This window comes from Mycobacterium sp. E1214, from assembly GCF_001666755.1.
GTDB lineage: Bacteria > Actinomycetota > Actinomycetes > Mycobacteriales > Mycobacteriaceae > Mycobacterium.
Genome location: NZ_LZJC01000106.1, coordinates 17,161 through 29,004, shown reverse-complemented (window position 1 = coordinate 29,004; position 11,844 = coordinate 17,161). Strand labels below are relative to the sequence as shown.

9 protein-coding genes are annotated in these 11,844 nt (G+C 70.1%); all 9 read right to left on the bottom strand.

Translation table 11 applies throughout. The annotated features are described in order from the left end of the window. On the bottom strand, nucleotides 1-758 hold a 758-nt coding region (locus A5700_RS15120; RefSeq protein WP_068072834.1), incomplete at its 3' end, for a cation:proton antiporter. A 4-nt stretch (nucleotides 759-762) separates the two neighbouring features. Then, entirely contained in the window at nucleotides 763-1,245 is a 483-nt protein-coding gene (locus tag A5700_RS15115; protein ID WP_068072832.1) for a cation:proton antiporter regulatory subunit, read from the bottom strand. A 68-nt stretch (nucleotides 1,246-1,313) separates the two neighbouring features. Beyond that, complete coding sequence (gene mddA, locus A5700_RS15110) at nucleotides 1,314-2,063, bottom strand: methanethiol S-methyltransferase (protein WP_068072830.1); 750 nt, start codon at nucleotides 2,061-2,063, stop codon at nucleotides 1,314-1,316. 90 nt (nucleotides 2,064-2,153) lie between these two features. Next, nucleotides 2,154-4,973, bottom strand: coding sequence for a preprotein translocase subunit SecA (gene secA / locus A5700_RS15105; protein ID WP_068072828.1), 2,820 nt, complete (start codon nucleotides 4,971-4,973; stop codon nucleotides 2,154-2,156). A 76-nt stretch (nucleotides 4,974-5,049) separates the two neighbouring features. Beyond that, the gene (gene hpf / locus A5700_RS15100) at nucleotides 5,050-5,769 is read right to left on the bottom strand and encodes a ribosome hibernation-promoting factor, HPF/YfiA family (protein WP_068072826.1); all 720 of its coding nucleotides are present in this window, start codon (nucleotides 5,767-5,769) and stop codon (nucleotides 5,050-5,052) included. Between the two features lie 324 nt (nucleotides 5,770-6,093). Continuing rightward, nucleotides 6,094-6,726: a ComF family protein gene (locus A5700_RS15095; RefSeq protein ID WP_068072824.1), complete on the bottom strand. Its 633-nt coding sequence runs from the start codon at nucleotides 6,724-6,726 to the stop codon at nucleotides 6,094-6,096. A gap of 48 nt (nucleotides 6,727-6,774) precedes the next feature. After that, nucleotides 6,775-8,079, bottom strand: a complete 1,305-nt coding sequence (gene oxlT, locus A5700_RS15090) for an oxalate/formate MFS antiporter (protein WP_197502903.1) — start codon at nucleotides 8,077-8,079, stop codon at nucleotides 6,775-6,777. Nucleotides 8,080-8,376: 297 nt separating this feature from the next. After that, the gene (lpqB, locus tag A5700_RS15085; protein ID WP_156671233.1) at nucleotides 8,377-10,131 is read right to left on the bottom strand and encodes an MtrAB system accessory lipoprotein LpqB; all 1,755 of its coding nucleotides are present in this window, start codon (nucleotides 10,129-10,131) and stop codon (nucleotides 8,377-8,379) included. Next, nucleotides 10,131-11,801 carry an MtrAB system histidine kinase MtrB gene (gene mtrB / locus A5700_RS15080; protein ID WP_082960615.1) on the bottom strand — a complete coding sequence of 557 codons (1,671 nt, stop codon included), beginning with the start codon at nucleotides 11,799-11,801 and terminating at the stop codon, nucleotides 10,131-10,133. Before mtrB ends, lpqB begins: the two co-directional genes overlap by 1 nt. Nucleotides 11,802-11,844: the final 43 nt, after the last annotated feature.

Genomic DNA, 11,844 nt, shown 5'->3' with positions numbered 1-11,844 from the left:
CCGGTCAGGGTGAGGCCCACCAGGAACGCGCCCACGGCGGCCGACGCATGCAGGGACTCCGCCAGCGCGGCCACCAACAGGGTGCCGCCCAGCACTCGAAGCAGCAGCTGTTCGGAGTCGGTGTGTTCGACCAGCCGCCCGACGTGATGGCCCCAGCGAAACGACGCGGCGAACGCCACGAGCAGGGCGCACACGGCGACGGCCATGCCGCCGAGCGCCTGCAAATAGCCCCCGCCCGACGCCAGGACGGCGAACAGCGGCAGGTAGGCCGCCATCGCGAAGTCCTCGAGTACGAGCACCGACAGGACCGACGGCGTCTCGAGGTTGCCCAGCCGGCGCAGGTCGCCCAGCAGGCGCGCGATGACGCCGGACGAGGAGATGTAGGTGACGCCGGCCAGGCACAGCACGGCGACGCCGTTCAGGCCGAGCAGCCAGCCGGCGACGGCCCCGGGCGCCGCGTTGAGGACGATGTCGACGCCCGCGGACGGCAGGTGGCGCCGCATGCTGCTGGCGAACTCGGCCGCGGAGAACTCACAGCCCAGGGTCAACAACAGCAGCACGATGCCGATGGGGGCGCCGGTGGTGATGAATTCGCCGGCCGCCGCGACGGGGAGCAGACCGCCCTTGCCGAGGCACAGGCCCGCGACCAGGTAGACCGGTATCGGGGACAGCGCGAAGCGACGCGCGACGCCTCCCAGCACGGCCAGCGTCGCCAGGAGGGCGCCGAGTTGCAACAGCAGCTCCCCCGAAACCTGCACGGTTTCAGCCTTTTTCGATGATTTGCCGAACGCCTGCGATGCCGTCTTCGGTGCCGACCACGATCAGGACGTCGCGGGCGTGCAGCATCTCGCCGGGCCCGGGCGAGGCGAGCACCTCCTCGTTGCGCACGATCGCGACGATGGACGCCCCGGTGCGGGTCCGCGCGCGGGTGTCCCCCAGCGGGCGCTGCGCGAACGGGCTGCCGCTCGGGATGTGCACCTGGCCCGTTTCCAGGCCGGGGATCTCGCGGGCCAGCTCGGTGAAGCGTTCGGCGATCCGCGGCGCCCCCAGGATCTGGGCCACCGCCTCGGCCTCCTGGTCGCTCAGGTGCAGCAGCTGCCGGGCCTCGTCGGGGTCCTCGCGGGCGTACACGACGACGTCGAAGTCACCGCCGCGCCGCGCGATGATGCCGATGCGGTCACCCCGGTGGTCGATGAACTCGTAGCGCAGACCGACGCCCGGCAGCAGCACTTCCTTGACGTCCATGTCCTCAATAGTGACAAACACCTCCGCGCCGCCGTCAGTGGATCGCCCGAAGCGGCGCCGATTCGCCGTCAGCCGGCGCGGGCCGTGCGCGACCGGCGCGGTCTCGGCACCAGCATCGGCACGCGCAGGCGGTAGTCCCGGTACTGATCGCCCAGCGCGGCGAGGAGATCACGCTCCTCGAACTGGGTGGCGATCACGATGTAGCCGGTCATGGCCAGCGAGAACAACAGGTGACCGGCCGTCATGGTCGGCACCGCCCAGAAGGCGACGACGAAGCCGAGCATGAGGGGGTGTCGCACCAGCCGGTAGAGCAGCCGGACGTGGAACTCGATATCGGTGTAGGGCTCGGCGCGCCAGGCCAGATACACCTGCCGCAGCCCGAACAGGTCGAAGTGGTTGATCATGAAGGTCGCCGCGAGGCAGATCGCCCAACCGAGCCAGAACGCCGCCCACAGGAGCAGCCGCGCTGCCGGCACCTGGACGTCCCAGACGACGGTCGGCGCCGGGCGCCACTGCCAGTACAGCAGCACGAGGGCGACGCTGGAGCACACCACGTAGGTGCTGCGCTCGACCGCGGGCGGCACGAGCCGCGTCCACCAGCTCTTGAAGCCGGGCCGCGCCATGACGCTGTGCTGGAGGCCGAAGACGGCCAGCAGCGCGGCGTCGATCGACACCGCCCAGCCGGTTGGTGACGCCGGGCCGCGGTCGACGGTCCGCGGCGCCCAAAAGTTTCCCAGGAAAGCGACGAGATAGAGGAACGCGGCGAGAAAGAGCAGATAACCGGCGGCCCCGTAGCCGACGGTCAGGTAACGCTTCATTAGCTGATTGTGCACCCGCCGGGCGTGGATGAGAATGGCCGAGCGCGGGGGCAGCGCGGCCGGGCGGACGGCTTGCGGGCCGCGGCCGGGTCAGCGGCGCTTGACCGACTTCGACGGCTTGGCGCCGCGCCCCTGCTGGCGCGCGGCGGCGCGGCGCTCCCGCCGGCTGCCGCCGCCCGCGACGCCGGCCGGCGTCTTCTCGCCGCCGCCGTTGCGTTGGACCTGCGCCGACCCGTCCTCCGACGGGCCGGTGTAGGTGAGCGCCGGGGCCTCGTTGTCGATCCCCTTGGCGCGCAGGGTGCTCGGCGGCTCCTCGCGGGGGGCCGGCGCGGCGGCGCTCTCGGAGGAGGCGCCGAGCTCCTTGAGGCCTTCGGGCGTCTCGACCGGCGCCACCTGCGGGCTGGGCACCGCCTCGACGGTCACGTTGAACAGGAAGCCGACGGACTCCTCCTTCATGCCGTCGAGCATCGCCATGAACATGTCGTAACCCTCGCGCTGGTACTCCACCAGCGGGTCGCGCTGCGCCATCGCGCGCAGGCCGATGCCCTCCTTGAGGTAATCCATCTCGTAGAGGTGCTCGCGCCACTTGCGGTCGATGACGTTGAGCAGCACGTTGCGTTCGAGCTGGCGCATCGCGCCCTCCCCCGCGATCTCCTCGAGCTGGGCTTCCCTTGCGGCGTAGGCGTTTTCGGCGTCCTTGAGCAGCTCTTCGAGCAGCTCCTCGCGCGTCAGGTCGTCGCGCTCGGAGTCCCCGTCCACGCGGATCAGCGTCTCGTGGTCGATGCCCACCGGGTACAGCGTCTTCAGCGCCGTCCACAGCGCCTCGAGATCCCAGTCCTCGGCGTAGCCGTCGTTCGTCGCGCCCGTGACGTAGGCGGTCACCACGTCGCGGACCATCTCCAGGGCCTGCTCCTTGAGGTTCTCCCCCTCCAGGATGCGGCGCCGCTCGGCGTAGATGACCTTGCGCTGCTGGTTCATCACCTCGTCGTACTTCAGGACGTTCTTGCGGACCTCGAAGTTTTGCTGCTCGACCTGGGTCTGGGCGCTCTTGATGGCCCGGGTGACCATCTTGGCCTCGATGGGCACGTCGTCGGGCAGGTTCAGCCGGTTGAGCATCGCCTCGAGCGCGGCGCCGTTGAACCGGCGCATCAACTCGTCGCCCAGCGACAGGTAGAACCGCGACTCCCCCGGGTCGCCCTGGCGGCCGGACCGGCCGCGCAGCTGGTTGTCGATGCGCCGCGACTCGTGCCGCTCGGTGCCCAGCACGTACAGGCCGCCGGCCTCGATCACCTCGGCGGCCTCGGCGCTGACCTCCTCCTTGACCTTGGGCAGCTCCTCGTGCCAGGCCGCCTCGTACTCCTCGGCGGTTTCGACCGGGTCCAGGCCGCGCTCGCGCAGCCGCAGGTCGGTGAGGAAGTCGGCGTTGCCGCCCAGCACGATGTCGGTGCCGCGGCCGGCCATGTTGGTGGCCACCGTGATGCCGCCCCGGCGGCCGGCGACGGCGACGATCTGCGCCTCTTGCTCGTGGTACTTCGCGTTGAGCACGTTGTGCGGCACCCGCCGCTTGGTGAACTGCCGCGACAGGTACTCCGAGCGCTCGACGCTGGTGGTACCGATCAGCACCGGCTGACCCTTCTGGTAGCGCTCGACGACGTCGTCGACCACCGCGATGTACTTGGCTTCCTCGGTCTTGTAAATCAGGTCCGACTGGTCTTGGCGGACCATCGGCTTGTTCGTCGGGATCGGGACGACGCCCAGCTTGTAGATCTCGTGCAGCTCGGCCGCCTCGGTCTGGGCGGTACCGGTCATGCCGGAGAGCTTGTCGTAGAGCCGGAAGTAGTTCTGCAGGGTGATGGTGGCCAGCGTCTGGTTCTCGGCCTTGATCTCCACGTGCTCCTTGGCCTCGATGGCCTGGTGCATGCCTTCGTTGTAGCGCCGGCCGTAGAGCACGCGGCCGGTGAACTCGTCGACGATGAGGACCTCGCCGTCGCGCACGATGTAGTCCTTGTCGCGGTTGAACAGCTCCTTGGCCTTCAGCGCGTTGTTGAGGTAGCTGACCAGCGGCGAGTTGGCGGCCTCGTAGAGGTTGTCGATGCCGAGCTGGTCCTCGACGAACTCGACGCCCAGCTCGTGCACCCCGACGGTGCGTTTGCGCAGGTCCACCTCGTAGTGGACGTCCTTCTCCATCAGCGGCGCCAGCCGCGCGAACTCCAGATACCAGTTGGAGGCGCCGTCGGCGGGGCCGGAGATGATCAGCGGCGTCCGGGCCTCGTCGATCAGGATGGAGTCGACCTCGTCGACGATGGCGAAGTTGTGGCCGCGCTGCACCAGGTCGTCGAGCGAATGCGCCATGTTGTCGCGCAGGTAGTCGAAGCCGAACTCGTTGTTGGTGCCGTAGGTGATGTCGGCGTTGTAGGCCACCCGACGCTCGTCTGGCGTCATCTGCGCGAGGATGACGCCGACCTCGAGGCCCAGGAAGCGGTGCACACGGCCCATCCACTCGCTGTCACGTTTGGCCAGGTAGTCGTTGACGGTGACGACGTGCACACCCTTACCGCCGATGGCGTTGAGATAGGCCGGCAGCACCGAGGTCAGAGTCTTGCCCTCACCGGTCTTCATCTCGGCGACGTTGCCGAAGTGCAGGGCGGCACCGCCCATCACCTGCACGTCGAAGTGCCGCTGGTCGAGCACCCGCCACGCGGCCTCGCGGGCTACGGCGAACGCCTCGGGCAGCAGGTCGTCGAGGCTTTCGCCGTCGGCGTGCCGCTTCTTGAACTCGTCGGTCTTGGCGCGCAGCTCGGCGTCGGTGAGCTTTTCGATCTCGTCGGACAAGGTGTTGACGTAGTCAGCCACCCGGTTGAGACGCTTGAGCATGCGACCTTCGCCGAGGCGCAACAACTTCGACAGCACAGCAATGTCCCCTGTTGGTAGGAGTCTTCGTTCAGGCGACTCCCATGGTAGGTGACGACCCGGCGACGACAGCCCGTCAGGAGAGCCTGATCAGCCCGTAATCGTAGGCGTGCCGCCGATAGACCACGCAGGGCCGCTCGGTGTGCTTGTCGTGGAAGAGGAAGAAGTCGTGCCCGACGAGCTCCATCTCGTAGAGCGCGTCGTCGACCGTCATCGGCCTGGCCGGGTGCTCCTTGGTCCGCACGATGCGCCCGGGCTCGTGGTCGGCCCCCGCGCCGTCACGGGCTCCGTCATGGGCGTCGTCGTGGTCGTGCCGGTGGTCGTGACCGCGGTCGGGGCCGACCGGCCCGGTCGCGCCGTTGGCCGCTTCGGGCGGCAGCACCGCGGTGGCGGCGGCCAGCGAGACCGGGGTCTTGTCGCCGTAGTGCACCTTGCGGCGGTCCTTGGAGCGGCGTAGCCGGTTCTCGAGTTTGTCGACCGCGGATTCGAACGCGGCGTAGAAGCTGTCCGCGCAGGCTTCGGCCCGGCTCACCGGCCCGCGCCCGCGGGCGGTGATCTCCACGCGCTGACAGGATTTTCGCTGGCGCCGGTTCGGCGCGTGTTTGAGCTCGACATCGAAGAGGTAGATGGAGCGGTCGAAGCGCTCGAGGCGGGCCAGTTTCTGCGAGACGTAGACGCGGTAGTGGTCGGGAATTTCGACGTTGCGCCCCTTGAACACAACTTCGGCGGTGGCGCTCGGTTGGGCATTCCCGTTGGTGGGGGGCAACGGTTGGTCCAGAATCTGACCGGAATTCACGGAAGGCCTTGACATACGGGACAACTCGTTTCTCTTACGCGTCGCACGCGCCGTGCGTGCCCGGCTGGCTGATGCGCCGACGAGGGTGAGAGCGAATCGAAGAAGCGTGACCGCCGCAGGTTGCCCGCCGGTGCAAGGTGTCGAACACTCACCCCTTCCCGCACCTGGGGTCTCAACCTGGGCAGAACCGCGACCAGTGAGGCAGACCGATGAGTCGTTGTCGTTGATCTCGACGTTAGCTCTTGTTCGCCTGCCCATGCCACTAATTTCTTCGAGCTGTTGCGAGTTCTTCACATGCTCTTGGCGGCCGCACGGGTTCGGTGGTCAGGCGGCGGCGATGGCCAGCACCGCGGCGACCCGGGCGCCCGCGGCGCGCAGCACCCGCACCGACTCGCGGGCGGTCGTGCCGGTGGTGACGATGTCGTCGACGATCAGCACCTCGGTGCCCGGCGGCCGCCCGTGCAGCACCACCCGGCCGGTGACGTTGCGTTCGCGGGCCGCGGTGCCCAGGCCCACCGAGTCGCGGGTGAGCGCCCGGGTCCGCAGCGCCGCGGCGACCGCGATCCGCGGGTGGCCGGCGACCGCCGCGCGGGCCAGCCGGGTGACCGGGTCGCCCCCGCGTCGGCGGGCCGCGGCGCGTCGGGTCGGCGCGGGTACCAGGGTCAGCGGCGTTTCCACCATGCCCCACGACACCAGCCGGTGCACGCCGAGGGCCAGCGACCGCGCCAGCGGGGCGACGAGGTCGCCGCGGCCGTGCTCCTTGAGCGCCAGGATCGCCTGGCGCCGGGCGTTGGCATAGCGACCGAGCGCGAACACCGGCACGCCCGGGTCGACGCGCGGCCGCACCACGTGCGGCTGGTCGGCGGCCACGGCCAGCTCGCGCCCGCACGCGACACACCAGCGCACCGACGGCGCGCCGCAGCCACCGCACTCCAGCGGCAGGAACAGGTCCAACATGCCGCCAGTGTGACCGCCGGGGCTGACAGGCCCCGACGAGTCGCGCGCCTACGCCGCGGCGACCGCCGGCGCGCACTGTGCGTGGCCGTCGACGAACCGCGCCCGCGCCGGCTTGAGGACCACCACCGCCAGCGCCGCCGTCGCCAGGTCGAACGCGATCGCGCACCCGAACACGGGGACCCAGCTGCCCGCTCGTTGGTGCAGCAACGCGGCGAGCGGGCCGCCCAGGATCGAACCGACTCCGAACGAGATGTAGAGCCAGCCGTAGTTGGCCGTCGCGTGCCGCGTGCCGAAGGTGTCGGTCAGGGTCGACGGGAACAGCGAGAAGATCTCGCCCCAGCCGAAGAAGACCAGCCCCGAGAGCAGCACGAACAGCGTGGCGTCCGAGCGGGTGAGCAACCACAGGGTCATGGCGACGCCCTCCAGCGCGAAGGCGAGGCCCATGGTGTTCTCCCGGCCCAATCGGTCGGAGACCCAGCCGAACAGCGGTCGCGTCAGGCCGTTGGTGAAGCGGTCGATCGTCAAGGCGAGCGGCAGGGCCGCGAGCCCGAACACGGCGACCTTGGCGGCACCGAAATCCGTCGCAAACGTCGCCATCTGCGAGGTCACCATCAGCCCCGAGGTGGCCATCATCGTCATCATGACGAACAGCAACCAGAACAGCGGCCGCCGAAGCATCTCCGACGGCCGGTAGTCGCGCGCCGTGACGGGCGTCGGGGCGGTCGTCACCCGGAGTTCCTCGGCGGGCGCGTGCAACCCTTGTGCAGCACCGAATCCGACGACGGCGAACACGATGCCGAACAGCCACAGGGTCGACTGCACGCCGCGCGCGGCGAGCGACGACGCAATCGGGAAGGTGGTCAGGATGGCGCCCATGCCGTAGCCGGCCGCGACCACGCCGACGGCGAAGCCGCGCCGATCGGGGAACCAGCGGACCATCAGCCCGACGACGCCGACGTAGACGATGCCCGTGCCGAGGCCGCCGATACCGCCATAGGTGAGGTAGAGCGCCGGCAGGTTGTGCGCCTGGGCAGCCAGCACCCAGCTCGCCCCCGCCAGCAGCGTGCCGATCGAGATCAACCGGCGCGGCCCGAAGCGGTCGATGAGCGCGCCCTGGAACGGCGAGAAGAAGGCTTGCAGGACCACGAGCAGGGAGAAGGTCACCTGCAAGGCGGGCAGGGCGACGCCGAGCTTGTCGGCGAGCGGCTTGGTCATCAGCGTCCACACGTACTGCGGGCTGGAGATCGTCATCATGCAGACCAGGCCCAGGCCGAGCTGCACCCAACGGGACTGCGACCAGGTCCGCGGGCGCGGTGCATCCGTTTCGGTCAGTACGTCCGTGCGAGTCGTCAAAGTCATCTCCGTCTCAAAGCGCGCTGAGGACGAATTACGCTGCGGCAGTGGGCTACATCGGTGGCGTTACCCGCACCGCGGTGAGAGCCAAGGCCTGCCGAAGGCAAGACATCGTCGGTGAACGAACACCTGGTGCGGCACCAAAGTGCTTCCCCGACAGTAAGTTTGGTGAATTACGCGAAGATTACCGCCGGTAGCGCGGATATCAACTTCGACTCACACCAGATTGCGTCGGCTCCCAGGTGGTGCACAACGCATCCCACGCGACACCCCAAGCGGTCGTGGACGACGCGGCGCCTATCCCGGCAGGACCGGCGCCGCCCCGGGCAACATCAGGCCGGGCACATCCGACCAGCCCTGCTGGCCGTCTGCCGACGGCGAATACTGCAGAATCCCCTGCGGCGCCGCCACATACGCGGTCGACGGGTTGGCGACCACCGTCGTCACGGGCATCTGCAAACCGTGGGCCGGCGCGTCGGAGTTCACCCCGTCGATGTTCACGTACGACACCGGGTGCGCGGGGTCGGTGCGGGTGACGACGATGTCGTCGCCGGTGCGCCACGACAGCGACACCACCGAATTGCCGAGCCCGAAGCCGAGCCGCCGCGGATAGGTCAGGGCGAACTGCCCGGCCTGGGTCTGCTCCACGCTGGCCAAGATCACCTGGCCGCCGATCACCATCGCCGCGCGGGTGCTGTCGCGGGATAGCTGCAGATCGGTGATCGGGCCGGGGAAGCGCGTCGCGACGGCCACCGAATCCACCGGGATGCGGGCCGGTTGCCCCGACGCCGGCTCCTGGATGGCGCGCAGCACGTTGTTGCCGTCCACCACCACCCACACCACGTCGTCGAGCGACCAGGTGGGCCGCGAGAGGCTGTGCCCGTCGGCGGATTGCACCGCCTCGGCGCCGACGTCGCCGATCCACAGCGACGCCGCCGAGTCGGGGGCGCCGCGGTGCAGGGTCACCACCGAAGCGAGCTGGCGGCCGTTGCGCGATAGGGCGGCCCCGGTCTGGTCGCCCATCCGGCCGAAGGCGCCGGGCACCATGGTGAAGCGCTGCCCGTCCAGGGAGACCAGCGATCCGTTCACCAGCGCGTGCAGCGGGACGCCGGCCCCGTCGGCCACGCCGGGGTCGGTGGCGGCGACGTCGGAGGTGGTCCACCCGTCGCGGAACCGGTCGTCCAGCGGCGCGCCGTCGGCGTTGATGACGTAGGGCCCGCGGATGTCGGCGCGCGCCAGCGTCCAGATGATCTGCGCGGCCAGCAATTGCCTGCTGTGCGGATCGGTGGTGGACAGCTTCTCGAGTTCGACGCGGGCGCCGCCGTAGCCGCGCCCGATCCCGTTCTTGCCGCCGTCGGCGCGGGTCACCGGCCCGCGCAGCCGCAGCGGCGGGGCGAGCAGGTTGCGCACGGTGTGAGCCATCTCGGGCCGCGGCCCGGCGATGAGCTTGGAGATCAGCTCGGTGGCCAGCGCGTCGTGGTCGGGCACCGCGACGTAGCGGGGATCGGGCGCCACGGTCTTGCCGGTCGGGTCGGCGAAGTACAGGGTGTTGCGCTTGTAGGTCGACTGGAACTGCTGCCAGTCCAGGAAGACGCCGTTGGGCAGCCGGTCGATGCGCCAGCCACCCGAGGTCTTCACCAGCTCGATGGGCCCCGGGTCGGGCAGCACGCCCTCGGCGGTTTCGAACACGCCCATGTCGGACAGCGAGCCCAGGATGTCGGCCCGCATGGTCGCCGAAACCCGTTCGGCGGCACGGGTTTCGACGAACACCACGTGGTCGATCAGCAGGGCGCTACCGGCGTCGTCCCAGGCGTTGGACGCCGACTGCGTGAGGAACTGCCGGGCCGCCAGATGCCGGTTGGCCGGATCGGCCGTCGCCTTGAGGAATTCGCGCAGCAGCACGTCGGGATCCATGCCCGGCGTCGGCTTGGGCAGGTTCGACGGCGCCGGCCGGTCGACGGTGCCGATGGCTTGCGGCGCCGACGAGCTGGGCACCCCCGCGCAGCCGGCGAGCAGCGCCGCGATCAGCAGCAGGCCCAGCAGGCGGCGCATCACACGCCCCTCTCGGCGTGCTCACGCTGGCGCAGCGGGCGGTCCTTGCGTTCGGCCCCGGCCGGCTGCGGGACGGGCTTCATGGGCAGCGGGCTGGTCGTCACCTTGTGGCCCCGCACCAGCGGCAGGGTGAGCCGGAAGCACGAGCCGTCGCCCGGTTCACCCCACGCCTCGAGCCGGCCCTGGTGGAGCCGCGCGTCTTCGATGCTGATGGCCAGGCCCAGCCCGGTGCCACCGGAGCGGCGCACCCGCGACGGGTCCGCCCGCCAGAACCGGCTGAACACCAGCTTCTCCTCGCCGGGCCGCAGGCCGACCCCGTAGTCGCGGACGGTGACGGCGACGGTGTCCTCGTCGGCGCCCATCCGGATCTGCACGGGCTTGTGCTCGGCGTGGTCGATCGCGTTGGCGATCAGGTTGCGCAGGATGCGCTCGACGCGGCGGGTGTCGACCTCGGCGATGACCTCCTCGCGCGGCAGGTCCACCAGCAGCTCGATGCCGGCGTCCTCGGCCAGGTGCCCGACGTTGTCCAGCGCGCCCTGCACGGTGGTGCGCAGGTCCACCGCCTCGACCGACAGCTCGGCCACGCCCGCGTCGTGCCGGGAGATCTCGAGCAGGTCGTTGAGCAGCGACTCGAAGCGGTCCAGCTCGTTGACCATCAGCTCGGTGGAGCGCCGCAGCGTCGGGTCCAGGTCCTCGCTGTGGTCGTAGATCAGATCGGCGGCCATGCGCACCGTCGTCAGCGGGGTGCGCAGCTCGTGGCTGACGTCGGAGGTAAACCGGCGCTGCAGGTTGCCGAACTCCTCGAGCTGGGTGATCTGGCGCGACAGGCTCTCGGCCATGTCGTTGAACGACACCGCCAGGCGGGCCATGTCGTCCTCACCGCGCACCGGCATCCGCTCGGACAGGTGCCCCTCGGCGAACCGTTCGGCGATCCGCGACGCGGACCGCACCGGCACCACCACCTGCCGCGAGACCAGCAGCGCGATGCCGGCCAGCAGCACCAGCAGCACGGCGCCGCCGGTGATCATGGTGCCGCGCACCAGCTGGATGGTGGCCTGCTCGTTCTTCAGCGGGAAGATCAGGTACAGCTCCAGGTTGGCCACCTGCGACGACGCCGGGCTCCCGACGATGAGCGCCGGCCCGGAGAACCCGTCGGTGTGCACGGTCGCGTACTGGTAGGACGCCTGGCCCGCCTTGACGAAGCCGCGCAGCGAGTTCGGCACCTGGTCGACGGGGCCGGCGGTCGTCGCCGCGCGGGGGCCGTCGCCGGGCACCATCAGGACCGCGTCGAACGCCCCGGCCAGCCCGGCGCCCGACGAGGGCTCGGTCTTGGAGGTCAGCGTGTTGCGGGCGAGCTGCAGGCTGCTATCCAGCGAGCGCGCCTCTTCGCCGTTGACGATGCCCGCGACGGTGGTGCGGGCCCGCTCGATCTGCTCGATGGCGGCCTTCACCTTGACGTCGAGCACCCGGTTGGTGACCTGGCTGGTCAGCACGAAGCCGAGCGCGAGGATGACGGCCAGGGACAGCCCTAGGGTGAGCGCCACGACGCGCAGCTGTAGCGATCGGCGCCAGGCGAGGCTGACAGCCCGGCTCAACGCGCCCATGCCCCGCGACAAGGGTCCCGAACGGCCCCAGCGACTACGAGTGCGTTGTCGCGAGCCCCAGATCAACGACGCCGTCCTCCACCAACGAGTGGCGCCCGCTCAGTACCTG

Bases quoted from the DNA above. Each gene is read 5' to 3' on its own strand.
- mddA (WP_068072830.1), bottom strand. From the start codon at position 2,063: ATGAAGCGTTACCTGACCGTCGGCTACGGGGCCGCCGGTTATCTGCTC.
- A5700_RS15095 (WP_068072824.1), bottom strand. From the start codon at position 6,726: ATGTTGGACCTGTTCCTGCCGCTGGAGTGCGGTGGCTGCGGCGCGCCG.
- A5700_RS15115 (WP_068072832.1), bottom strand. From the start codon at position 1,245: ATGGACGTCAAGGAAGTGCTGCTGCCGGGCGTCGGTCTGCGCTACGAG.
- lpqB (WP_156671233.1), bottom strand. From the start codon at position 10,131: ATGCGCCGCCTGCTGGGCCTGCTGCTGATCGCGGCGCTGCTCGCCGGC.